Here is a 22,966-nt window from a genome sequence, read left to right as displayed (position 1 = left end):
TGCAGCTTGTTCTGCTTGGAGAAGAACCCCTATTTCGCGTACGTTTTACTTTAATGTTGCGAGCCAAGCGGCGACCTTCTCGGCGTCAGCTTCTTCGATCGCGTTGATAGCTGGCATTCTTCTGGGACCGCCATTGTGGATGGTGTCCACGATATCTTCCTTTGTCAGTCTCGCGCCTATTTTCTGAAGATTGGTTTCAGGCCCCATTCTTCCCTCCAGCTCAGCGCCATGACATTGCATGCAGGTCTGCTTATACACAGTTACCGCATCTTCTGGCCCCTTAAGTGCTTCAGACTTCTCCTTGCTGCCAGCCATCGAATTGCCGCCGCAAGCCGTGGCAATGAGCATGAGAAAGATCAATGCCGCCGCAATAGACAAGAGACGCGCTGTGCGCTTTCGCAATAACATAGAATGGACACTCCTTTTATGCATGATTAGATTAACGTATTAAATGTGTGATTTTGATTACAGTATGATTGTGTTGGATAGTTATGGCAACACATTCGGCAACATGTTGGCAAAACGTTCACAACTGTGTCCCATCGTGTATAATGGGCAGAGAACTAGAAAGGGGCCGTCTAAGATATGGAAGAACAGAAACGGTATTTTAGCCGAGAACTGCTGCAGTGGTACTTGGAAAATCGGCGAGATCTGCCTTGGCGGCGTCAATCCAATCCTTACTATACATGGGTGTCTGAGATCATGCTTCAACAAACGCGCGTCGATACGGTCATCCCTTACTTTGAGCGGTTCACCGCACAATTTCCGACGGCAATCGCGCTGGCTGACGCGCCTGAGGAAGAAGTGTTGAAAGCTTGGGAGGGCTTAGGCTACTACTCCCGTGCCCGCAATCTGCAGGCTGCCGCGCGCGAGATTAAGGAGCAGTACGATGGCGCGGTGCCGAATGATAAGGCGGCGGTATCAAGCCTGAAGGGGATTGGCCCCTATACGACAGGCGCCATTATGAGCATCGCGTTCAATCAGCCGGAACCAGCGGTTGACGGCAACGTGATGCGTGTCTTATCGCGTTACTTTAGATTACACGATGATATAGCGAAGCCGAGTACACGGCCTCGCATTGAGCATATTGCCCGCGAGCTCATTCCTGATGGGCACGCGTCTGACTTCAACCAAGCGCTGATGGAGCTTGGTGCGCTTGTATGCACGCCGAAGTCGCCTGCATGCCTGCTGTGCCCAGTGATGGAGCACTGCTCAGGCAGAATAGCGGGAGAAGAACAGCTTCTCCCTATTAAGACGAAGGCGAAGCCGCCTAAGCCGGAGCTGCGCTATGCCGCGCTGGTGGAAGGCACTGGCCGCCAGGCAGGCAAGCTGCTGATCAGGCAGCGTCCTGCAACTGGTTTGTTGGCGCGCATGTGGGAGCTGCCGCATGTGCAGGCTCCGAAGCAAGCGTCGCTCTCCGGGCTGCCGGACGCTGAGGCGATGGATATGCTGCGCGGCGCGCTTCATATAGAAGGGATCGATGTGAATCCCGTCGAGCGGCATGTCGATGCAGAGCATACGTTCAGCCATATTCACTGGCAGATGCGCGTATTTCGAGCGGAAGCGCGGCCGGATGTATCGCTTCCGGAAGGTTATGTGTTTATCGGTTCAGAGGACATGGAGTCGTATGCGTTTCCGAACTTATTTTTACGCTTAATTAATGAGTATTTTCAAGATAGAAGATCAGATATAGGGGGGCAACTATGACGATTCGTGCAATACTGCCATTCGGCGAACCCGTGCTGCGGAAGGTATGCAAGCCGGTGACGGAAATGACGCCGCGCATATTGACTTTGTTGGATGACTTGAAGGACACGCTGTATGGTGAGCCGGGGCGCGCTGGATTAGCTGCTCCACAGATCGGTCTGCTGCGCCGGGTAGTTGTGATGGATATAGGAGAAGGCCTGCGTGAGTTCATCAATCCAGAGATTGTGGAAGCGGACGGTGAGCAGGAAGGAATGGAAGGCTGCTTGTCGCTGCTAGGCTATTACGGTGTAGTCAAGCGTTACAATAGAGTTAAGGTGCGCAGCATGGCCCGTGACGGTTCAGACGTATGGACGGAGGCCGAGGGATTGTATGCGGTCTGCATTCAGCATGAGCTTGATCATCTGGACGGCATTCTATTTATTGACCGGATGACGGAGCAGTTGTTGGTGCATGAGAAGACGAAGCAATATATGCAGCGCGCTGAAGCGATTCGTATCGCGAATCAAGCGGTATGTGACTGGAAACCTCCATATCCGCTGACATAGGGAGGCTGTGAGATGCCCTTTACATTTGCCCATCCGATCTATATTGCTCCACTTAAAGCACTTAAGCCTGCCTATGTGAGCATGACGGGGCTTGTGCTCGGCGCTATGGCGCCGGATTTAGAATACTTTATCGCGCTAGAGCCCCATCAATGGATCGGACATTCAGCAGCAGGGCTATTCTTCGAAGCGATACCGTTAAGTATTCTGCTGGCCTATTGGTTTCATCATGTAGTAAAGCTTGCGTTATCGCGGCACCTTCCCACATGGTGGGATCTGGATCAACGAGCATATATGCTCGCTAGCGGTCCAAGATGGGGTTTGCGGTCGTTTAAGGACTGGGCTGTCTTTATTGGCTCAGTCATCGTTGGTTTCTACTCGCATATAGGGTTAGACGCCTTTACGCATGTTTCAGGCGCAATGGTTGCCCAACTGCCGTGGTTAAAGGCAACTGTCGCTGGTGGAATACCTGTCTACAAGCTGCTGCAGCACGGGTTGTCCCTGCTGGGAATGCTGCTGGAGCTGTTCGTGCTGCTGTACTTCCTGAGCCGAAGTGATCGAGTCGCGGCACCCAACAAGGGTGCTGGTACAACTCGAGTCGCATACATTCGTCCGTCAGTTCGTGGCAAGCTGTTATACTGGGGGATCGCGTGTGCGATCATGTGTGTGACGCTGGCGCTGAAGCTGCTGCTGTCAACCAGCGGCAATTGGATCGGCGCAGCTGTTGTGGCGCCTATATCTGGTTTAGCTATAGGCATAACCGCTGCATCGCTCTTGAATCGGAGCGGGCTATACGAGCGTTGAGCGGGTGATGTGGGCTACGGAAGATGTTCCGTACTCCACATCAACACTGGCGCATCATCACCGCGCGTAGTTAGACATCCGCCGCCACGCGGAAGCCGATATTGCCAGTAGAGCTGTCAGGCGTATTGCTGCTGCGAGCCGCTACCCGATATCGATTGCAATACGATTGATGGCATAAGTATGAGCCGCCTTTCATCACGCGAGCATTGCCGCTTGCAGGCCCCTGCGGTCGCGAAGTCGAACCACGCTCGTCAGCATTCGAAGTAAACCAGTCAGCGCACCATTCCCAGACATTGCCTGATACATTATACAATCCGTATCCGTTAGGGAGATACGCATCAACTGGCGCAGTCCCGAGATAACCGTCGCTAGCATGATTTTTGGAAGGGAATAAGCCCTGCCATATGTTGCAGCGATGCTGACCATCTGGTCGAAGCGCATCACCCCAAGGATATCTTCTTCGCTTCAATCCACCGCGCGCAGCCGCTTCCCATTCCACTTCCGTAGGCAACCGAACGCCAGCCCACTGGCAATAGGCCATCGCATCGTTCCATGATACATGAACAACTGGATGATTCATTCGATCCTCGATGGTGCTGTAAGGTCCGCCAGGATGATGCCAATCAGCGCCTTCAACGCCATACCACCATGGTGTTTGCGCAGGAGAGCCCACGATGCTCACTTGCTTCGGCTGTTCGATCAGCAGTTGAAATACGAATGACCAGCCGAATCGCTCCGCTTCGGTAACATAACCGGTGTCGGCCGTAAATGCGGCATAATCTGCATTCGTGACAGCATAAGGCGATATGCGAAATGGCTTGATCGTGACGATACGAGCCGGTCCTTCAGCATCAGCCGCGAAGCCTTCGCCGTCATCTGTGCCCAACAGGTAATCGCCGCCTTGAATGATAGGCCAGGCATCTATCTGTAGTTGCAATTGTTCTGCATTTAAAGAATGAATATCCGATCCAGTTAACTCCGCCGCGGCTGCCGATACTGTAGCTGTAGCTGAAGCATTTCCCTCATCTAAGGCTGCACGTTTTGCCCCACAGCAAGCAGGTACCTTTCTATCAGCATTTGCAGGTAAGCATGAGTCCCCTGATATAAGATCTTTAGACATAACAGCCTCCTTCTAGTTCAATATGGAATGAATTGGTTCACCAGGATGGAGAATAATATCAACAGTATATCGTACATAAAGGTATTATTTCGTGCAAATTTTAGTGAATGGCTTGCTATTAGGGGGAGCATAAATTATAATACGAATACAAAACCAATAAAACTAAAATTGATTATATAGTTTTTTTAATCGCGATAAAGCGGAGGTGAGACCTTAACATATGCGTGAACGAATCATGAAAGCTTTTACTGAGGAAATAGTTGAAAAGGGTATGAAGTTCACAATGGATGATCTTGCTCGGCGTTTGGGGATTAGCAAACGAACTCTATATGAGCATTTTTCATCAAAGGCCGAGGTATTGGATACGATTATCGATCATGCGCTGCAGGAATCGAATCTGCGATCGAAGCAGATTATAGAGGATAGTTCTCTATCCATACTGGATAAGATTAAGGCGATCATTACGGTGATGCCGGATTACGTTGAACTGGTAGACCATCGCATATTGGAGCAAATGAAACGAGTCTTTCCTGATCAGTGGTCGAGGCTTGACGGACTATTGAAGGATGACTGGGATGCGCTTCGGGAACTGCTCGAGCAAGGAATGGAGCAGGGATTAATTCAGAAGCGGAATAGTGCCTTCCTCGTCAAACTCATTACGGATGCCTTGAATTCAACATTGGATCAACGGTTCTTTGCTAAGCAAAACATCTCCTTGCAAGATGCGGTAAATTCCATTGCGGATGTGATTCTGTTCGGTCTAGTGCCGCGCGCGGATCATGAATCATAGTCAGCACCTTTAAGGTGTTCTAGAGACTCATTTATTTACAGCCAAGAAGTCTTAGGGCTTCTTGTGTGAAAACTAGAAAAAACAATTTAGTTTTAGGAGTGGAATCTTTATGTCTATCATGCGTCAACTGACACGAACTCAGATAACTGGGTTAGTACTTGTTATTAGTATTTTATTTGTGGATATGCTGCTGTACAGTCTGTTTATCCCGGTCGTGCCGTACTTTACCGATACTTATCAGATGTCTTCTACTATGGTTGGCATCTTATTCGGCAGCTATGCGGCAGGTCTGTTTCTGACAACGCCAATATTCGGACGCGTTACAGATAAGATTGGACGACGTAAGACGATCGTGCTCGGGCTCTTATTCATGGTGGGTGCGACGTTGTTCTTTGTATTCTCTACGAATACAATAACACTTGTGATCGCGCGACTGCTGCAGGGGATTGCGGCGGCGGCATCCTGGACTGCCGCTCTCGCACTGCTGGCGGACCTGTTTCCAGGACCGCTTCGAGGAACTGTGATGGGGATCGCGATGACGGGAATCTCATCAGGTTCTTTGCTTGGTGCGCCCATAGGAGGATGGTTGTTCGAGATCGGCAACCATCATACACCGTTCTGGTTCGCTGCTGCTATTACAGCGGTGATCTTAATTCTCACGTTGCTGTTCCTGCGTGAACCCGCTCGCGCGGCAGCTGAGAACAACGAAGGCGGAAGCACCTTATCGCTGCTGCGATATCGCCCGGTTCTGTATACCGCATTGGTCATCCTGCTCGCGGAGACGTCATTAACGATGATGGAGCCGATGCTGCCGAACTATATGACGGAAAGATTTCAGATGTCGCCGATAACGCTCGGTCTGCTGTTTGGAGCCGTAACGCTTGCTTATGGCTTAATATCTCCAGTAGCAGGTACACTGGCAACACGCTTTAATCCGTATTACATCATGCTGTTCGGCTTGGGGGGAATCGCCATTATGATGCCGATGCTTACCTTGGTTGGGAGCATACCGATGGCATTTGTTGCTGCCTGCTTAGTAGGAGCGAGCATTGGCTTCACCCTGTCGCCGACGTTGCCTACACTGGGAGCAATCGTTGATCAAGAAGCTGGCGGAGGCTATGGAGTAGCCTATGCGCTCTTCAATATGGTTCACGCCATCGGGATGATGATAGGACCGCTGCTAGGCGGAATTCTCACCGATACGCTATCTGTTTCAGGAGCCCTCACAGGAACGAGCATTGTGCTGCTCTCCTGCACGCTTGGCGGATTGTTCGTATTGAAGCGAATGCCTACCGTTTTCAAAAGCATTGCTGCACCAGATACGGCTGGAAATGGTCATAATAGAGCTTAATAAGACACAAAGAAGAGGCTGCCTCTTAAGCATAATGCTTAAGGGACAGCCTCTTTCGTCAGCCGTTAGGCTATTATTAGTTTACTGCTGCTGCGTAGCGCTTCTCAACTTCAGCCCAGTTTACAACATTCCAGAATGCTCCGATGTAGTCAGGGCGTTTGTTTTGATATTTCAAGTAGTACGCATGCTCCCATACGTCAAGACCCAGGATAGGTGTCTTGCCTTCCATGATAGGGGAGTCTTGGTTAGGCAGGCTGTATACGGACAGTTTGCCTTCGGAATCTACAGCCAAGAATGCCCAGCCGCTGCCGAAACGAGTTGTTGCTGCTTTAGCGAAAGCTTCCTTGAAGCTGTCAAAGCCGCCAAGCTCGCTGTCGATAGCTGCAGCCAATGCGCCGGATGGAGCGCCGCCGCCGTTAGGTCCGATAACTTCCCAGAACAGAGAGTGGTTGGCATGGCCGCCGCCGTTGTTGCGAACTGCTGTGCGGATGCTCTCAGGCACGCTGTCCAGATTAGCAATCAGATCTTCCAAGGACTTGGATTGCAGTTCAGGAGCGGACTCCAATGCTGCGTTCAAGTTTGTTACATACGTGTTATGGTGACGATCGTGGTGGATCATCATAGTCGTTTCGTCAATGTGTGGCTCCAATGCGTTATTAGCATATGGGAGTGCTGGTAGTTGATGTGCCAAGGTTCATACCTCCTAAAAATATGTATCTTCTTTCTTCATTAAACCCCAATCTAACGAATAAATCAACAAAAATGTTTAAAAAGTCTGAGCGCATAGCAATCAAGCGTCACTTCTATTGTATTACCCGAAAAATGACAAGGATAAACTTGAATATTTGGATATGTGAGCTCAGCTTCGAGTGCCGCAATGATAGTTGTATTCTAAAATGATAATGATTAGTCTCATGTCCATAATATTGGTAATCATCCATTAGAGGTAATTGTAAACGCTTACGATAAAGCGCTTGCAAGAGGATTTGGACGTTTATTAGCGATTTCTTCAGAATTTTAAGCAAGAAAGAAGGATTTTCGTGATATTTGTCGTATTTGTAAAGGATAAAAATAGAGAGAATATGATGAAGCATGCATGAAACGTAGAAAGAGATAAGTTTCGAACCAATTATAGCTTAGGGTGAGGGAGAATCAGCTATGAATTTACGTTCCTTTAGATTGTCGGATTATATGCCTGCTACAGAGTTGTTGGAGGCAGCGCTATCTGAAGAATGCTGTGGAAAGACGCTTGAAGCGTTGGCACGGCAGTTGTCGTTAGACGGTGAATTAGTCGTTTTAGCTGAAGCTGAGGAAGGCTTCAGTACGACAATCGTTGGTATTGTAATCGGAACTGTAGACCGCGACAATGGTTACTATTATCGCTTGGCGGTTCATCCAGATTATCGCAATCAAGGTGTAGGCCGAGCATTGGTTGCCAAGCTGGAACAGAAGTTTCAACAGCGCAATGTGAAGAACATTATGATTGCCGCGGATGAGCATGCGGAAGTTATATTGCCGTGGTTCGAACAATTGGGATACGGGGCGCAACACGTATTGCGTTCACTGCAGAAGCTTCGCATCGTTACAGGATAAAGTGAATTTAATATGAAGCAAGAAGCTTCATATTCTTGCTAAGGGAGGCATATCTTTCAAACCGTTGCATTCGGGGAGAAGATATGCTTTTCTATTACTATAAACTTAACCACCATGTCATTTATAAATGAGGAAATCGGATGGAACGTTATGATCAAGTACTCGTAAAAAGCTTCAAGCATGACGGTCATCTTCACCGTATGTGGATGGAGAATTGGTTAGTGCCGGAATCTGAGCATCATCCTCTGCACAGCATTGAGGAAATGCATGTGCTGATTAATAGTCGAACCCCGATACTGGAATCAGACGGCAAACGATGGATGAGCAAGGTGCCTGCGGTAACGTTCTTTATTCCGCATCAGTGGTTTAATGTAGTCGCGCTGATTGAAGAAGGCGGTATTCGGTATTATTGCAATATCGCGTCTCCTCCTCATGAGAGCGAGGGAGTGTTTACTTACATTGACTATGATCTTGATGTTATCCGCCATGCGAACGGACAAGTAGCCGTAGTGGATCGGGAGGAATACGATCAGAATCGGCTGTTATATCACTATCCAGATATCGTCGAACGAAAGGTAGCAGCCGGCTTGGAATCTGTGTTATCCCGTATCAGGCATGGGCAGACACCTTTTCATGATGAAGCGGTGTCTTGGTACTACGAGAATTGGAAACAATGGATGACGACAGCTGAGCAGGATGAATTGTGCTCAAGAATGCATAAGGATTGAGCGGAAATGCGGTTGATGCGGTCCTCAATTGAGCAGTGGAGGTAGTCTTGTGAAGCAAGTGATGATTTACACGGATGGCGCCTGCTCCGGGAACCCAGGTCCCGGTGGCTGGGGCGCTGTTCTGTTGTATGGGCAATATCGCAAGGAAATGTCTGGAGGGGAACGCCATACCACGAATAACCGCATGGAGATTCAAGCGGTTATCGAAGCCTTAAAGGCACTGAATGAACCATGCACGGTCAAAGTATACAGCGATTCGGCGTATGTGGTGAATTGTTTTCAGCAAGGCTGGATCTATGGCTGGCTGAAGAAGGGCTGGATCAACAGCAAGGGACAGCCTGTTGAGAATAAGGAGCTGTGGCAGGGGCTATGGCAGCTGATGCAAAAGCACAAGGTTGAATACGTTAAGGTCAAAGGGCACAGCGATAATGAATTGAATAACCATTGCGACTATTTAGCTCGGATGGCGATTAAGCAACTGTCGTGACCGCAACAGGATGATTATGCAAAGAGGAGGTGAACGGGAATGACGAGTGCCGATGAGAAGGCCTGGGTGCCGCAAGCGGTGGTGGATGCTCTGAAGGAAATGAAGGGGTTGAGTGACTCGAGTGAGTCATGTGATTCTAGTGGACTGGAAGATTCGGGTGAGCTAAATGAAGTGGATGTGACTCAGGGAGTTCAGGGCGCCGCGCGCTGGGCGGAGCTGAAGGCGCGTATACAGGCGGCGCTGCCGGAGCTGGGTATCGACCAGATCGGCTTCACGACGGCAGAACCGTTCAACTTGCTGAAGGAGCGCCTTCAGCACTCCGTCGAAAAGGGGTATGCATCGGGCTTCGAGGAGCCTGATCTGGACAAGCGGACGGATCCGCGCCGGCTCATGCCGGAAGCGCAGTCGATCATTTCGATCGCGGTAGCTTATCCATCGAAGCTGCTTGATGCCCCGAAGTCGGAGCCTGGCGCGTATCGGGGCATGTTTGCGCGCACCGCGTGGGGGATGGATTACCACCACGTGCTGCGCGACCGCCTGCAGCGGCTCGAGACGTTCCTGCGTGAGCAGGTCCCGTCCGAGTCGCTGAAGACGCTCGCCATGGTGGATACCGGCGAGCTGAGCGACCGCGCTGTAGCCGAGCGGGCTGGCATCGGCTTCAGCGCGAAGAATTGCGCGATCATCTCGCCTAAGTTCGGATCATGGATCTACTTAGGCGAGATGATCACGAACATCCCGTTTCCTCCGGATCATCCGTTGACGGAGGATTGCGGGGAATGCACGCGCTGCATCGACGCGTGCCCGACCGGCGCGATTGTCGGGCCGGGACAGCTGAACGCCCAGCGGTGCGTGTCATTTCAGACTCAGCTCAAGGATATGCTGACGGATGAGATGATGCGCAAGATGGGCAATCGTTTGTACGGGTGCGACACATGTCAGGTGGTATGCCCGAAGAATAAGGGCTACAACTGGACGCACCAGCAGGAATTGCAGCCGGAACCCGAGACGGCGAAGCCGCTGCTCGTTCCGATGCTGTCGCTGTCGAACCGCGAGTTCAAGGAGCGGTTCGGGATGAGCGCCGCCGCATGGCGCGGCAAGAAGCCGATTCAGCGCAACGCGGTCGTGGCGCTCGGCAACTTCCGCGACCGCAGCGCGGTGCCGGCGCTGGGCGAGCTGCTGCGGAGCGACCCGCGCGCGGAGCTGCGCGCGACGGCGGCGTGGGCGCTGGGCCGCACGGGCGGCGCTGGGGCACTTGAGGCGCTCAGCGCTGCGCTAGAGCGCGAGCAAGATGAAGCGGTGCTGCGCGCTGCGCAGCAGGCGCTAGCGGAGGCGGAGGCGCTGCCGGAGCCGCTCTACGTCCAAGAGGTGGATTCACCGCTTGGACCGCTGACCTTGTGCGCGACGCCCGACGGGCTGTGCGCGATCGAGTTTGGCCCGCTCGAGGAGCGCGTCCAGGCCATTGGGGCCTGGGCTGCCAAGCGAATCGGGCCGGTCACGCTGCAGCGGCATCCGGAGCGGCTGCGCGCCGCGAAAGAACAGCTCGCCGCCTACTTTGCAGGCGAGCTGCGGGAGTTCGACTTGCCGCTCGATCTGCGCGGCACGGACTTCCAGCGTAAGGTATGGCAGGCGCTCTGCGCCATACCTTACGGCGCGACTTGCTCGTACAAGGCGGTGGCCGAAGCCATCGGCCAACCTTCGGCAGTCCGAGCGGTCGGGGGCGCGAACAATCGCAACCCGCTGCCGATCATTGTTCCTTGTCACCGCGTGATCGGTGCCTCCGGGGCACTTGTCGGATACGGCGGTGGATTAAGCATTAAGGAGCAGTTATTGCGTGTGGAAGGTGTTATAGAGTAGCTGCAGTATAGATGGTTTGCCAAGATCAGGATAGACCTGTAATTGTCAAGCATCAACGGACATGCTATCATAAATGACGGTAGATTGTAGACTATAATTGATAATAGTTGGGGTGACCTTTATGCAGATGTGGATATGGATCACGGGAATCGTATGTCTGATTTTGGGAGCGGCCGGCGGATTTGCCGGCGGTGTCTTCTACTTGAAGAAGCAGATGGAGAAGATGCAAACTGATCCTCAGATGCTGCAGAAGATGGCGAAGCAGATGGGTTATAATCTGAACGGCAAGCAGATGCAGCAGGCGCAGCAGATGATGAAGAAGAACAGCGGCGCGATGAATAACGCGACGAACAGCGGCAAGAAACGCAAGTAGCGCTTAGCAGCAAGCGCTGCGTCACGAAGCGGAAGGTGGCGAAAGGGGGGCAATCATGGCTGGCGTGAAGGATTACGTCAATATGAACGTAGGAGAGAACCGGGAGCAGATTGAGTTCCATGTAAAGGAACTGCTGAAGCTGATCGGGGAAGATGTCGGGCGAGAAGGATTGCTCGAGACGCCTGCGCGAGTAACGCGGATGTATGAAGAGATATTTGGAGGATACTCAGTAGATCCTCGTGATGTGTTGGGTGTTGCGTTTGATGAGCAGCATGAGGAGCTTGTCATCGTTAAGGATATCACGTATTATAGCCAGTGCGAGCACCATATGGCGCCGTTCTTCGGCAAGGTGCACATCGGCTACATTCCAAGCGGTAAGATTGCGGGTCTTAGCAAGTTTGCCCGCTTGGTAGAAGCGGTAACGCGTCGTCTGCAGGTGCAGGAGCGCATTACCTCCCAAATTGCAGATATAATGGAAGAAGTGCTCAAGCCCCATGGCGTGATCGTCGTGGTGGAGGGAGAGCATTTGTGCATGTGCGCACGCGGTGTGAAGAAGCCAGGCAGTAAGACGGTTACGACCGCAGCCCGAGGCGTATTCAAGGCGGACCCGGCACAACGAGCGGAATTCATGGCGCTGTTGAAGCAGTAGACATAGGGTTTACGATGTTCATGAAATGGAAACCCGTTCCGGGGATAGGAACGGGTTTTTATGTCTTATGCCGCGAGTGCGGGAGGGTCTTGGCTGTAGATGTGCTGAGGTCGTGCCCGTCTCTGCTCCGTTTCTGTCCCGCTGCTGCGTCTGCCTCCGCCTCTGCTTAACTGTATAAAGTGCAGTTAATTATGCAAACATCGGTGCAATGTGCTTATTTAACTGTAAAAGGTACATTTATATTGCTGGAAATGGCTTGGGATGCGCAGATTGCAGTAATTTAACTGTAGGAAATGCAGTTAGCTTGGCTAAGGGTCGGAGTGGGCGGCAGCTAGCTGTATGATATGCAGTTAGTTAGAGCAGCCTTCTTGGAAATAGAGGCTCTTTATCTACTGTATACTTACAAGAACACAAGCAATAAGGCCGATTTGCAATCTTAATGATGCAGCATTTGGCGCGATTGCGCCTGTTTGAGCTTGAAAATCAGCCTTAATGGTGATGACACTAAACTATTCGGGATGTACTGCATGTACAGCTTGTACAGCATGTACTGCATGTACAGCTTGTACAGCATGTGCTGTATGTACTGCATGTACTCAAGGAGGAAATAAAACTCTCATGACGACGACGAAGGAGCGGTCGGAAACGACTGCGGAGCAAGAAGTTGTATTGACGGCAGAGCAGCAAGAACTGCTCAAATTGTATGAAGCGGCGAGCGCATATAAGAAGCTGGCTTGTTGGACTTGGTTGTCCGACGGCCAAATCTTCGGTGTACGCAATCCGGAAAATGGCGAAGTCGGCTACTGCAGCATTATGGGCTCGAACGAGGAATTGTTCGGCTTGGCTGTATTCCGCGGCGGCGAGGGCCTGGAAAGCCTGCACGACATGCTGCTGGAACGCGACGAGCGCTACGCATGGCTGCATCGTCAAAGCTGCGTTATGGTAACCTATGAAGATCGTACAGACTTGGAGAAGCGCGATTATGCGGAGATCAAAGAGCTCGGCTGCCGTTTCCGCGGACGCAAGGCGTGGCCGATGTTCCGTGTATTTGATCCAGGCCTTGTTCCATGGACACTTGATGCGGAGATGGTTCGTTTCATGACGACTGTGCTGGAACAGACGATGGACATGGCAAAGCGCGCTAAGAAAGACGAAACGCTGCTTACAGCGCCTAAGTCAGGTCAAGTGTTGGTGCGTTCGGAAGAGAATGGCGAATGGGAAGATCGCTGGATGGACCCAGACTTTGTGCTCAAGCGCCCAAATAAGGTGATGTTGGAAGATCAAGCTCGCTTGAACGATGTCATGAACCGCATCACGACGAAGAAAGGAATCTGGGAAACCGAGTTCTTCTTCGCTCCTGTCGCGATTAAGGGGGAGCAAGAGCGTCCATATTATCCTCGCATTTGCATCTGGGTCGATCGACTAACTCGTTCGGCAGTTGGTTTCCATTTGGCATATGACGAGAATTATGAGCAAGAGTTCCTGAATCACTTCCTGCAGCTAATTGATGAGAAGGGCGTTCGTCCGCAGAAGCTGATCATTCGGACTAACGAAACGCTTGACCTGTTCGAGAAGACAGCTCAGCGCATGAAGATTCGGATTGAACGCGAGCCTAAGCTAGTGTACCTGGAGGAAGCACGCGACGACCTGTTCGAATATTTTACTAAGCAGCAAAAATAATAGCAGGAGGAGCTGTCACCTAAGTAGTTATTTCTACTTACGGGACAAGCTCCTCTTTTATTTTTGCGAAAATAGGAGACGAACACGATACGTTTCTCAAGCAGTTTCGGGAGCATCCGAAGCGGACACAGGAGCCCTTATTTGCACATAAAACCGTATATTCGCCGTATCCGCGGACCGCATGGCTCTTATTTGCCGAAAAAGAGTGGATTATTTCTAGTCTAGACACAAATAAGGTCATCTGAGTCCGCCAAATCCATCAACAGTCCCTAAACCCATATAATAAGGTCCTCTGTGTCCGTTACAGCGAGCTAGACTTCTGGCATATTTGTCCTTATCCCATTTCCCTCGATGACGATAACCGTCATGCCGCTCTCTGAGCCGGATTCATGCCACTCTCCTTGTTCCCAGAACGCCGCATAGCCTGACGCAATATGTTCCGGGGGATTATCCATCGCTTGAACCCAGCCTTCTCCGCTCACGACTAGAAATAACTGATCCGTGCTAGCGGGATGCCTGCCAACAGTACCACCCGCGCCGATATGCATGCAGCCAACATGGTGGATAAGAGTGCCCTCCTCATTGAGCAGAATCTTGGACATGACTAGATTGCTGCTGTTATAAGCAGTGATCGACTTACCTGCATCTTCATCGAATCGATATAACTTCATGCTCACACACCGCCCTATATCCAGAATGTGTAAATGAAATGCTATTATAGCTTAGACTACGATCGAAGGACAGGTTAACCTTCAATCCGTTCTATTCTAGGCTGGGAAGCATTCAGCATTTAATTGAAAGAGGCTTACCCCATAGCAGCAGAACTGCCTTAGAGTAAGCCTGATTCTCCTTCTCGCTCAATATGGCTTCCATTTCAATTCTCGCGCCTTCATATAGCGGTCGTTGACGGCTGGCCAGTTTACGACGTTCCACCAGTCCTTGATGTAGTCCGCGCGCTTGTTCTGATGCTTCAAATAGTAAGCATGCTCCCATACATCAAGCGGCAGGAGCGGAATCACATCCCATTGTGACAGATTCTGATGCTTCTCAGCCTGCAGAATCTCCAAACGGTGGCTGCGCGGGCTCCACACGAGGATGGACCAGCCCCCGCCCTCCACATTTTCAGCCGCCTTAGAGAAATGCTGCTTAAACGCATCATAGCTCCCAAAGTCGCTCTCAATCTGCTTCAGCAGCTCACCTGTAGGCTTGCCTCCGCCTCGCGGACTCATAATATCCCAAAATATCGTGTGCAAATAATGCCCTGCACCGTTGAACGCGAGATCGCGCTCGAGCGCCTTCACGCGGTCGAAGTTGCCGGTTCGGCGCGCTTCGGCAAGTGCCAACTCGGCCTTGTTCAGGCCATCGACATAGCTCTGATGGTGCTTGTCGTGGTGTATGCGCATCGTTTCGGCGTCGATGTGCGGCTCCAGCGCGTTATAAGCGTACGGCAGCGGAGGCAGCGTGTGGCCGCCGATCGGCACCGCGCCGTTATCCGGCCGTGTGTCGTTTTCGCTGCTGCGTACCTGAACGCCGCTGCCGGTCTGCCAGCCGCTGCCGATGCGCGCTGCGATGCTGGTATCGCCCCCGCCTCCGCCCCCGCTGATGCCGTGAATATGCGCCATCGGCTCGCTCTGCTGCGGACCGTCTGAAGCCCAGGCCCCCGACGTTGACGCCGTATCGTGCCATGGCTCAGCGCCCGCCTCCGCAGGTCCAGCCAAGGCGCTCACCGTAGCCAGCGGCTTATCGGCAAGCCCCTGTACCATGCTCAAGAACACATAAGATTCGCGTACGATGTGCGCGATCATGGTTGAGGCTAGCGACGAGCCTCGCACCGCCTGACTATACTGCTTCAGATACTCCATTTGCTGAATAAATTGCTCCGATTGATAGTTGGAAGCTTTCAGCAGCAACTCGATTTGCTGCAGATTCGCCTCGTCGGTTCTTCCGCCATTGTTTAATATGGAATGCAGCCACTGCCGCGAAGTTTCCTCAGTCTTGGCGAAGACGTGCTCCCACTCTGTCAGCACCTGAGAATACGTTGGTTCAAGATTAGGCACAATCTGACGGATGATGGCGGCATGCTCTTTCTCTTGATTTTTCCACTGCTGAATCTCCTCTAGTAAACGAACGGGTATAAGCATCCCGTATACGAGCAGCACTCCGATCCCTCCTCACTTATCTCTGACACGATCATATCTTTATCAATGTATGACAAGGCGGGGTTGACCTATGTTCAGATGTCATATTATTCTGAGGACCAGCAAGCTTTGATCAGATATCTCCCGTGAAAATGGAAGATCCTGCAACCCGTCAATACAAATAGCGCCAATACATGGCGAACCATGCATTGGCGCTATTTGCTTACTGTGCAATGAGTTGGGCTGATTGTTCGTCAGCCCCGCTTAGAAAAGAAGACACCTTACGCAGATATTCCTTGCTGTGCGTACGGTATATCATTTCATGCTGAGAGTCGGGAACGATCCAAGAAGAGGAGTAACTTGGATCCTGATTAGCCGCGATCTGCTCCGCAATGGTAAATGGTGCTTTATCGTCTTGCGTGCCATGTATGAATAAGGTTGGAATTGTGTATTGATGCGACTTTACTTCATCGTAAGGGATCTGCGTCATGCTCGTATCGTTCAGGAGCGGCATCATCATCCGAATGATGCTGAGTGACGGCTGCTTCGGCAGATCGATATAAGTCTGCAGATTATGATACAGTGTATCGGGCTCTAGCAGAAAGGTACTGTCAAGAATCATGCTGTCGATATCCTCACTGATGAGTCCTGCCTGCAAAGCGGTTCCTGCTCCCATGGAGAATCCCCACACGATGATCTCCTCTGCGCCGCGTTCCTTGGCCAGATCCACTGCGCCTAGAAGCTGCTGCTTCTCTAGATACCCGCCAGTTGCTTTCGTGTGATGCGCTTCTGACGCGAAGCCGTAGTCAAACATGATGACATTATATCCAAGTCGATGCGCGAAGCTGGCGAGGTCATACATCGGAACCCAGTACTCTTCGCGATTTGCGCCATAGCCATGACTGAACACAATGGTGCTGGATGAAGCTTCATTAGCAGGGATATACCAGCCATCTACAAGCGTATGTCCATCTGCAGCAGGGAAAGATACTGTATCATACGCCATTCCCTTGGCTGTCATTGGATTCGAGAACAACGGCGGTACCTGCGGATTGGCTAACATCCAGGCGATGAAAGCATGAAGAATTAAGAAAATAAGCACTGCGCCGAATACGACGGATAGAGAGAGTGCGATTCCAATATGCTTCAGCTTGATTCTTCTGTCTAAGGCAGTTGAAGGTACCGGAAAGGCAGGCTGCAGTACAGGTGTTGTTGATGGTGCGTTCATCTCAATCGCCTCCTACTTGAATCGTACACTTACGGCGCATGGCGAGAGTATCCTCATCATTCGACATCTGCTGCGGGCAGGTTACCTGCTTGGCATGTGTAACGCTTATCTCCATCCTATTCGGATAGCGCTTACAATGCAATAACAGTGCGGGATTTGTTAGCTGAATGTAATCCATTCGTAATATTGAAACATCCATGTAAAGTCTGTCGATGGGAAGAACGAACGCTTCATTTTAGAGCAGGTTGTCTCTACTTGATCTGAATCTATGAATTGCGGCGAAAGTATTTTAGGGTTATACTGTATGTAACGAAGTTTCATAGTGTGAAACGAAAGAGGGAGACGCAGTGGCGGAACGTGAAGGGAAACAGACAGTTCGAGCGGTCGAACGAGCGCTTGACATATTGCAGTGCTTTGCCGTTGAACGGGATATGACTTTAACGGAGATTGCCGCGCGCATCGGTCTGAATAAGAGCACCGTGCATCGGCTGCTTGCGACACTGGAAGAACGCGGATTTATATTGCGGAACGGCGATAAGTTCCGGCTCGGCTACAGCGTGTGGGAGCTCGCTGCTAATCTCACACAGGTGGATGATCCATCACAGCTTCTGATGCCAGAGATGGAGCGTCTGCGCGATCAGCTTAGTGAAACAGTCAGCTTGTATGTGATGAATGGAAATGATCGTATTCGGATTCAGGCGGTGCAGAGCAACCAGGCGATCCGTCGAGTCGCGCCGGTCGGGGCGAGATTGCCTTTGTATGTAGGCGCCTCCAGCAAGGTGCTGTTGGCGTATGCGGATGAGGAGAAGCAGAAGGCAGTGCTGTCTGCCGGTGAATGGCCGTCATCCATCGACCGAGACAGCTATATGGAGCAGCTTAACGAAGTACGCCGACTCGGGTATGCTGTTAGTATAGAAGAGCGTGAACCGGGAGCCGCAGCGGTTTCGGTTCCGATCTTTGGACGAACGCATGCGCTGACGGCAGCGCTGTCCGTATCAGGCCCGGTTAGCCGCATGTCGGTGGACAAGATGCGTGAATATATTCCGCATATGCAAGAAGCCGCCAAGCGGATGGAAACGATGATGCGCACAGTTACATAGTTGAATAATAAAGGGCATTTCCTCGGTCGAAGACTTCCGGGGAAATGCCCTTTGCTGTTATGGCTTGACGATGGCGGCCGGTTGACCTGTGCGCAGGCTCTCATGAATAGCTTCCAAGCAGCCAATCACTTCAAGCGTATGCGAGACAGGTAGCGGTGATTGCCCAGTCTGGAACATGGTGACGACCTGTTCCAATAAGCTTGCATAGAATGGCTTGCGCATATTCGAGATGTCGACCTGCTGTGCAGCCATGTGGCGATGGATTACAGCGCCAAATGAACTGCCGTTCAGCAAGCCGCGAATAGATGCGCAGCGTCCATCTTCCCAGCGAATCAGCACATGTGCTCCATCTGGCGTAGATGTTGCTTGCACGGTGCTGCATCCAGCGCCCATTACCGCATGCATCAGCTCGACTGAGTGAATGCCGTACCAGAACCAGCCGGGAACACCGTCCATTGAAGGAATCGGTCCGTACACATCAACAGCGTCGATCGGATCAGTGGAGCTGTTAAGGGCTTCAACCAACACATCGGTATATCGAAGAGCTGAGCTGCTCATGAGCGGGATATGATATTGGTTAGCAGTATGTATCATGCGTGCTGCCGTCTCGACAGAGAGAGCGAATGGTTTATCGATATAGATGGGCTTGCCGTATGGAGCCAGCTTCTGCAGCTGCGCTTCATGCAGTTCACCGTCAGCAGAGGTTAACAGTATGGCGTCAGATTCATGTGCAACCTGCTCTAAGCTCTCCGTGACTGGGATGCCGTAGTTGTCCTGCAAAGTACGCATATAGCCTTCTGCTCTAGCCGAACTCACAGGAATAGTGCTCGAAATACCAGGAGAAGCGATAACAATCTGCCCGCCCGGTATATGGTTTGGATTCTCAGGATTGTTTAACAGCTCGGTAAAGGCCACAGAGTGAGAAGTATCTAGACCTACAATTCCTATTTTCATGGAAGTATACCCCTTTTCGCAATCGTATTGAACCTATCAATAACCACATTTTCCCTTACATCATAACTGTATCGAATATTCAAGCACAAAGCTTCACAAATTCTGAATAATTTCAAAACATTTTGAGTACATCAAGAAAGGCAGCCTATTAAGCTTACCTCATCATTTTTTTAGGAGGAAAAGTTAATGAGTAACAAGTGGGATGCAAGTTTCGATGTCGTTGTTGTGGGATCTGGTTCCGGCGGACTTACTGCGGCTCTAACAGCTCATTTGAAAGGCTTGAAGTCGTTGGTGATTGAGAAGACAAGCAAGTATGGAGGCTCAAGTGCGCTATCTGGCGGCGCGTTATGGATACCGAACAATTTATATCTGGAACAAGCGGGCTTAGGAGATACATATGATAAGGCTATGGCCTATATGAACTCGACAGTAGGTGACCGCGTGTCTGATGCGCGCAAAGAAGCCTATATAAAGCGCGGTGGGGAAATGCTCCGTTTTCTGTATGAAAATACGACCCATGTGCGATTCAGATATACTCCAGCTTATTCGGATTATTATCCTGAAAATGCGGGCGGCAATCCTAACGGTCGCTCCATTGAGCCGTTAATGGTTGATCTGCGCAAGCTGGGCGACGATCTTCCGAACATGCGGGAGAATGGCCTTCCTACGAAGGGGCTGGTCATGAATACGTCTGAATTTCATAAGGTCAATATGATTACGCGCACTTGGATTGGCAAACGTACTTCGATTAAACTTGGAGTACGCTTGATCGGGAGCAAGATAACAGGCGCCAAGTATGCAACGCTTGGTTCGGCATTGATCGCGCGTCTGCGCATGGCTCATCTGGAAGCGAAAGGCGATATGTGGTTGAACACTTCCTTTGTGGATTATATAACCGACAATGACCGTGTCATCGGGATTACTGCAGAACGCAATGGCAAGCAGGTTCGTATCGAAGCAAAGCGTGGCGTTATTCTGGCTGCTGGCGGCTTCTCTCATAATCAGCAGATGCGTGATAAATATTTGCCAGCACCATCTAAAGTGGAATGGACATCTTCGGCGGAAGCTCAAATCGGCGATGTCATTGACGCATCCGTGCGTCTCGGCGCCAAACTTGACCTGATGGATCGCGTATGGGGAGCTCCGTCTGTTGTGCCTCCAGGAGGCAAGCCATTCTTCCTTGTCGCAGACCGAGGGATTCCGAATATGATGGCCGTTAATGGAGCGGGTGAACGGTTTGTTAACGAATGTGTGCCATATCACGAGTTTGTGGATACAATGTATGCGAAGGATAGACCTGATGCGAAGACCTCGACCTGCTGGATCATTCTGGATGAGCTTGCGAAGAAGCGTTATATCTTCTTGGGCTTGTTCCCAGGTCAGCCATTTCCTCAGAAATGGTTGGACAGCGGATTTATCAAGAAAGCAGCTACGCCTGCCGAGCTGGCGACACAAATGGGCGTTCCGGCTGACAAATTGACGGCTGCATTTGAACGCTTTAATAGCTTTGCCAAGAATGGCGTTGATGAGGATTTTCATCGCGGGGACAGCGCTTATGACCGCTACTATGGGGATCCAACACTGGAGAATCCGAACCTGCTGGCATTGGAAAATGGACCATTCTACGCAGTTCCAGTCGTTCCAGGGGATATCGGCACGAAGGGCGGATTGCTTACAGATGAGCTTGCTCGTGTAGTGAGGGACAGCGGCGAGGTAATTGAAGGCTTGTTTGCAACCGGCAACTGTTCGGCTTCCGTCATGGGTGAAACGTACCCAGGACCTGGCGCGACGATTGGTCCATCTATGACTTTCGGCTATGTGGCGGCAACCTACATGGCAGAACAGGCTTAATTGTATAATGCAGCAGCCCGCTTGAGATATGGAATGATGTCTCAAGCGGGCTGTTTGGTGTGTATGCATTAGGTTAACATCAGAATAATCATGGCGACAATAGTAGTCACGACTAAGCCGATCACCACAGGCAAGAGGTTGCGGCGCGCAAGCTCGAATGGGCTGACTCCGCTGATGGCTGCGGCAGGTATGAGCGCCCACGGGATCAATGTGCCGCCGCCAACCCAGATTGCGGCAATCTGTCCGAGAGCGGTCAATGTTTCAGTGCCGTCGCCAATTGCTGCTCCGAACACGGAGGCGACCGAGCCGGCGAGCGAGATGCCTGAGAAGCCGGAGCCATCAAGTCCTGTAACGGCTCCGACTGCAGTCATCGTTGCGGCGCCGATGGTAGGATGGATCGGCATTGTATTCGCAAGCGCAACGCCAAGGTCGTTGACGATACCGTGCGAAGCTTCCGGCAGCACTTTGCCGAACAGATCGAACAGGGCGGCATCGCCAAGATAGAAGAAGGCGGCGATCGGAATGACGGGGCCGAACACTCTAAAGCCGAATAGGAAGCCGTCGACGAGATAGGTTGTCGTCTTCTCCATGCCTTTGCCCTTATGGGTGAGCAAGCTGACGACGAGCAAGATAAGCGCTGCTGTACCGCCAACCAGCGCAGTTGCATCGCCGCCCTGCAAGTTATAGTGCGACAGCAGGAATACGTCGAGTGCGAAGAGCAGCACGATAATGGCTGCCATAATGCGCTTCATCTTAGTCGAGAGCGGTTGACGCTCGACATCGAAGCTGCTCTTGTTGTCTACCTCGGTGGTGCCGCTGTTCATGTTGAGCTTGCCGGACTTCATGTCGCGGCGTATGAACCAGAAGGCCGCCACTGTAGTGACGACGCCCATGACGATGACGAGCGGGATGCTGGCGTTAATAACACTCTGAACAGGTACGCCAGCCGCGTCAGCGGTCAACTTGGGCGCACCCTGAATGATAAAGTCGCCGGACAGAGCGATGCCGTGTCCGAACAAGTTCATCGCCATCGCGACGGCGAGCGCGGGCAGGCCGACGCGGATAGCTGCCGGCAGCAGCACCGCACCGATCAGTGCAACAGCGGGCGATGGCCAGAAGAAGAGCGAGATGACGAACATGACGATGCCGACTGTCCAATAAGCCATTGTCGGTCCGCGCATGAGTCGGGTAAAAGGCGACACCAGCGCTTCATTAATTCCAGAAGCGAGCAGTACACGCCCCATTCCGACAATAATAGAAATGATGAGTATCGTGCCCAGCAGTTCGCGGATGGCATAGATGAAGGTATTAAAGACACCGCTTACAGCAGTAGTCAGAGAAGAGCTGGCGAGCCATCCAATGGCCAGTATGCCTACGATACAGACGAGCGTCGTATCCTTCCGAAACAGCAGGCATCCGATGATGATGGCGATAAACAGCACATAAATGCCGTGTATCGCGGTTAACTCGATTCCCATAGATGCACCTCCTTCAAGGAGCCTAACGTATTGGTGCTCTATCCTATGCAGGTGCCTATTTGTTGGGAAGTGACTCGTCCGCATGTTCCGTGGCAGGTACTTCACCGCTCGCTGCTACGCCTACGAAAGAGGTTTTTACCCCGTTAACTGGAGCTCACGAGCAAGTTTCCGCGCTGTAACGGGTAAAAACTACTTTAAACTATTCGTCCTATAATCATCACATCACACCTTTTTAAACATTCGGCTAATATCCCGCTAACTCAGGAGCGGGATTACTGATTAGAAGGGATAATGGTCGAATGCAAGCAGGAAGGGAGCTCCCGCCGTCATTTGACTAATATCCCACACGCTCAGGAGCAGACTTACTGAGTAGATGGGATATTGGTCGATTACATGCAGGAAGAGCCCTTCAGCCGTCATTCGGCTAATATCCCGCTAACTCAGGAGCGAGTTTACTGACCAGATGGGATATTGGTCGATTACATGCAGGAAGAGCCCTTCAGCCGTCATTCGGCTAATATCCCGCTAACTCAGGAGCG

Annotated in this window: 22 protein-coding genes; 14 read left to right on the top strand and 8 right to left on the bottom strand. The window is 51.4% G+C overall.

Annotation, left to right across the window (positions count from 1 at the left end):
• Positions 1-45 precede the first annotated feature (45 nt).
• Positions 46-408, bottom strand: coding sequence for a c-type cytochrome (locus tag AC3WTP_RS08055; RefSeq protein ID WP_492394081.1), 363 nt, complete (start codon positions 406-408; stop codon positions 46-48).
• Positions 409-585: 177 nt separating this feature from the next.
• Here AC3WTP_RS08055 and mutY point away from each other — a divergent pair, with 177 nt between their 5' ends.
• From mutY to AC3WTP_RS08040, 3 genes are read left to right on the top strand one after another with little or no spacing between them, the layout of a single operon-like run.
• Complete coding sequence (gene mutY, locus AC3WTP_RS08050; protein ID WP_492394080.1) at positions 586-1,707, top strand: A/G-specific adenine glycosylase; 1,122 nt, start codon at positions 586-588, stop codon at positions 1,705-1,707.
• The gene (gene def / locus AC3WTP_RS08045) at positions 1,704-2,252 is read left to right on the top strand and encodes a peptide deformylase (protein WP_492394079.1); all 549 of its coding nucleotides are present in this window, start codon (positions 1,704-1,706) and stop codon (positions 2,250-2,252) included. The genes mutY and def overlap by 4 nt, the downstream gene beginning before the upstream one ends.
• Positions 2,253-2,264: 12 nt before the next feature.
• Positions 2,265-3,053, top strand: a complete 789-nt coding sequence (locus tag AC3WTP_RS08040) for a DUF4184 family protein (protein WP_492394078.1) — start codon at positions 2,265-2,267, stop codon at positions 3,051-3,053.
• Between the two features lie 70 nt (positions 3,054-3,123).
• Here the strand turns inward: AC3WTP_RS08040 and AC3WTP_RS08035 are convergent, their stop codons facing one another.
• Positions 3,124-4,173 carry a formylglycine-generating enzyme family protein gene (locus AC3WTP_RS08035; protein ID WP_492394077.1) on the bottom strand — a complete coding sequence of 350 codons (1,050 nt, stop codon included), beginning with the start codon at positions 4,171-4,173 and terminating at the stop codon, positions 3,124-3,126.
• Positions 4,174-4,393: 220 nt separating this feature from the next.
• On the opposite strand from AC3WTP_RS08035, the gene AC3WTP_RS08030 reads away from it, so the two are divergent.
• Together AC3WTP_RS08030 and AC3WTP_RS08025 are read left to right on the top strand one after the other, a co-directional pair.
• Positions 4,394-4,963: a TetR/AcrR family transcriptional regulator gene (locus AC3WTP_RS08030; RefSeq protein ID WP_492394076.1), complete on the top strand. Its 570-nt coding sequence runs from the start codon at positions 4,394-4,396 to the stop codon at positions 4,961-4,963.
• Between the two features lie 109 nt (positions 4,964-5,072).
• Positions 5,073-6,314, top strand: coding sequence for an MFS transporter (locus tag AC3WTP_RS08025; protein ID WP_492394075.1), 1,242 nt, complete (start codon positions 5,073-5,075; stop codon positions 6,312-6,314).
• A gap of 76 nt (positions 6,315-6,390) precedes the next feature.
• Here the strand turns inward: AC3WTP_RS08025 and AC3WTP_RS08020 are convergent, their stop codons facing one another.
• Positions 6,391-7,005, bottom strand: a complete 615-nt coding sequence (locus AC3WTP_RS08020; RefSeq protein ID WP_492394074.1) for a superoxide dismutase — start codon at positions 7,003-7,005, stop codon at positions 6,391-6,393.
• Positions 7,006-7,472: 467 nt separating this feature from the next.
• Here AC3WTP_RS08020 and AC3WTP_RS08015 point away from each other — a divergent pair, with 467 nt between their 5' ends.
• The 7 genes from AC3WTP_RS08015 (at position 7,473) to AC3WTP_RS07985 (ending at position 13,678) form a co-directional block, all read left to right on the top strand.
• Positions 7,473-7,907, top strand: a complete 435-nt coding sequence (locus AC3WTP_RS08015; RefSeq protein ID WP_492394073.1) for a GNAT family N-acetyltransferase — start codon at positions 7,473-7,475, stop codon at positions 7,905-7,907.
• Positions 7,908-8,047: 140 nt separating this feature from the next.
• Positions 8,048-8,635 (top strand): DUF402 domain-containing protein, encoded by a 588-nt coding sequence (locus tag AC3WTP_RS08010; protein WP_492394072.1) that lies wholly within the window; start codon positions 8,048-8,050, stop codon positions 8,633-8,635.
• Between the two features lie 49 nt (positions 8,636-8,684).
• Positions 8,685-9,122, top strand: a complete 438-nt coding sequence (rnhA, locus tag AC3WTP_RS08005; protein WP_492394071.1) for a ribonuclease HI — start codon at positions 8,685-8,687, stop codon at positions 9,120-9,122.
• Positions 9,123-9,161: 39 nt separating this feature from the next.
• Positions 9,162-10,976 carry a tRNA epoxyqueuosine(34) reductase QueG gene (queG, locus tag AC3WTP_RS08000; RefSeq protein ID WP_492394070.1) on the top strand — a complete coding sequence of 605 codons (1,815 nt, stop codon included), beginning with the start codon at positions 9,162-9,164 and terminating at the stop codon, positions 10,974-10,976.
• Positions 10,977-11,103: 127 nt separating this feature from the next.
• Positions 11,104-11,349, top strand: a complete 246-nt coding sequence (locus AC3WTP_RS07995) for a YneF family protein (protein ID WP_492394190.1) — start codon at positions 11,104-11,106, stop codon at positions 11,347-11,349.
• Positions 11,350-11,404: 55 nt separating this feature from the next.
• A complete protein-coding gene (gene folE, locus AC3WTP_RS07990) occupies positions 11,405-11,998 on the top strand; it encodes a GTP cyclohydrolase I FolE (protein ID WP_492394069.1) in 594 nt (197 codons plus the stop codon).
• Between the two features lie 618 nt (positions 11,999-12,616).
• Positions 12,617-13,678 carry a DUF7309 domain-containing protein gene (locus AC3WTP_RS07985; protein WP_492394068.1) on the top strand — a complete coding sequence of 354 codons (1,062 nt, stop codon included), beginning with the start codon at positions 12,617-12,619 and terminating at the stop codon, positions 13,676-13,678.
• 311 nt (positions 13,679-13,989) lie between these two features.
• Here the strand turns inward: AC3WTP_RS07985 and AC3WTP_RS07980 are convergent, their stop codons facing one another.
• The 3 genes from AC3WTP_RS07980 to AC3WTP_RS07970 form a co-directional block, all read right to left on the bottom strand.
• The gene (locus AC3WTP_RS07980; RefSeq protein ID WP_492394067.1) at positions 13,990-14,349 is read right to left on the bottom strand and encodes a cupin domain-containing protein; all 360 of its coding nucleotides are present in this window, start codon (positions 14,347-14,349) and stop codon (positions 13,990-13,992) included.
• Positions 14,350-14,535: 186 nt separating this feature from the next.
• Positions 14,536-15,837 carry a Fe-Mn family superoxide dismutase gene (locus tag AC3WTP_RS07975; RefSeq protein WP_492394066.1) on the bottom strand — a complete coding sequence of 434 codons (1,302 nt, stop codon included), beginning with the start codon at positions 15,835-15,837 and terminating at the stop codon, positions 14,536-14,538.
• Between the two features lie 202 nt (positions 15,838-16,039).
• Positions 16,040-17,044, bottom strand: coding sequence for an alpha/beta hydrolase (locus tag AC3WTP_RS07970; protein ID WP_492394065.1), 1,005 nt, complete (start codon positions 17,042-17,044; stop codon positions 16,040-16,042).
• A 347-nt stretch (positions 17,045-17,391) separates the two neighbouring features.
• Between AC3WTP_RS07970 and AC3WTP_RS07965 the strand changes: the two genes are divergently transcribed.
• Complete coding sequence (locus tag AC3WTP_RS07965) at positions 17,392-18,144, top strand: IclR family transcriptional regulator (RefSeq protein ID WP_492394064.1); 753 nt, start codon at positions 17,392-17,394, stop codon at positions 18,142-18,144.
• A gap of 57 nt (positions 18,145-18,201) precedes the next feature.
• On the opposite strand, the gene AC3WTP_RS07960 is transcribed toward AC3WTP_RS07965, so the two are convergent.
• Complete coding sequence (locus AC3WTP_RS07960) at positions 18,202-19,098, bottom strand: Gfo/Idh/MocA family protein (RefSeq protein WP_492394063.1); 897 nt, start codon at positions 19,096-19,098, stop codon at positions 18,202-18,204.
• Positions 19,099-19,284: 186 nt separating this feature from the next.
• Between AC3WTP_RS07960 and AC3WTP_RS07955 the strand changes: the two genes are divergently transcribed.
• Positions 19,285-20,949, top strand: a complete 1,665-nt coding sequence (locus AC3WTP_RS07955) for an FAD-binding protein (protein ID WP_492394062.1) — start codon at positions 19,285-19,287, stop codon at positions 20,947-20,949.
• A gap of 68 nt (positions 20,950-21,017) precedes the next feature.
• Here AC3WTP_RS07955 and AC3WTP_RS07950 read toward each other — a convergent pair whose 3' ends face one another.
• Complete coding sequence (locus tag AC3WTP_RS07950; RefSeq protein ID WP_492394061.1) at positions 21,018-22,427, bottom strand: hypothetical protein; 1,410 nt, start codon at positions 22,425-22,427, stop codon at positions 21,018-21,020.
• Positions 22,428-22,966: the final 539 nt, after the last annotated feature.

It is taken from the genome of Paenibacillus sp. EB106-04-04-XG159 (assembly GCF_058791835.1).
This window is presented reverse-complemented; position numbering and strand designations above follow the sequence as displayed.

Coding starts and splice junctions, on each gene's coding strand:
- AC3WTP_RS08010 (WP_492394072.1), top strand. CDS start 8,048: ATGGAACGTTATGATCAAGTACTCGTAAAAAGCTTCAAGCATGACGGT.
- AC3WTP_RS08035 (WP_492394077.1), bottom strand. CDS start 4,173: ATGTCTAAAGATCTTATATCAGGGGACTCATGCTTACCTGCAAATGCT.
- AC3WTP_RS08025 (WP_492394075.1), top strand. CDS start 5,073: ATGTCTATCATGCGTCAACTGACACGAACTCAGATAACTGGGTTAGTA.
- def (WP_492394079.1), top strand. CDS start 1,704: ATGACGATTCGTGCAATACTGCCATTCGGCGAACCCGTGCTGCGGAAG.
- mutY (WP_492394080.1), top strand. CDS start 586: ATGGAAGAACAGAAACGGTATTTTAGCCGAGAACTGCTGCAGTGGTAC.
- AC3WTP_RS08040 (WP_492394078.1), top strand. CDS start 2,265: ATGCCCTTTACATTTGCCCATCCGATCTATATTGCTCCACTTAAAGCA.
- AC3WTP_RS07970 (WP_492394065.1), bottom strand. CDS start 17,044: ATGAACGCACCATCAACAACACCTGTACTGCAGCCTGCCTTTCCGGTA.
- AC3WTP_RS07955 (WP_492394062.1), top strand. CDS start 19,285: ATGAGTAACAAGTGGGATGCAAGTTTCGATGTCGTTGTTGTGGGATCT.
- queG (WP_492394070.1), top strand. CDS start 9,162: ATGACGAGTGCCGATGAGAAGGCCTGGGTGCCGCAAGCGGTGGTGGAT.
- AC3WTP_RS07995 (WP_492394190.1), top strand. CDS start 11,104: ATGTGGATATGGATCACGGGAATCGTATGTCTGATTTTGGGAGCGGCC.
- AC3WTP_RS08015 (WP_492394073.1), top strand. CDS start 7,473: ATGAATTTACGTTCCTTTAGATTGTCGGATTATATGCCTGCTACAGAG.
- AC3WTP_RS08030 (WP_492394076.1), top strand. CDS start 4,394: ATGCGTGAACGAATCATGAAAGCTTTTACTGAGGAAATAGTTGAAAAG.
- AC3WTP_RS07980 (WP_492394067.1), bottom strand. CDS start 14,349: ATGAAGTTATATCGATTCGATGAAGATGCAGGTAAGTCGATCACTGCT.
- AC3WTP_RS07960 (WP_492394063.1), bottom strand. CDS start 19,098: ATGAAAATAGGAATTGTAGGTCTAGATACTTCTCACTCTGTGGCCTTT.
- AC3WTP_RS07985 (WP_492394068.1), top strand. CDS start 12,617: ATGACGACGACGAAGGAGCGGTCGGAAACGACTGCGGAGCAAGAAGTT.
- AC3WTP_RS08055 (WP_492394081.1), bottom strand. CDS start 408: ATGTTATTGCGAAAGCGCACAGCGCGTCTCTTGTCTATTGCGGCGGCA.
- folE (WP_492394069.1), top strand. CDS start 11,405: ATGGCTGGCGTGAAGGATTACGTCAATATGAACGTAGGAGAGAACCGG.
- AC3WTP_RS07950 (WP_492394061.1), bottom strand. CDS start 22,427: ATGGGAATCGAGTTAACCGCGATACACGGCATTTATGTGCTGTTTATC.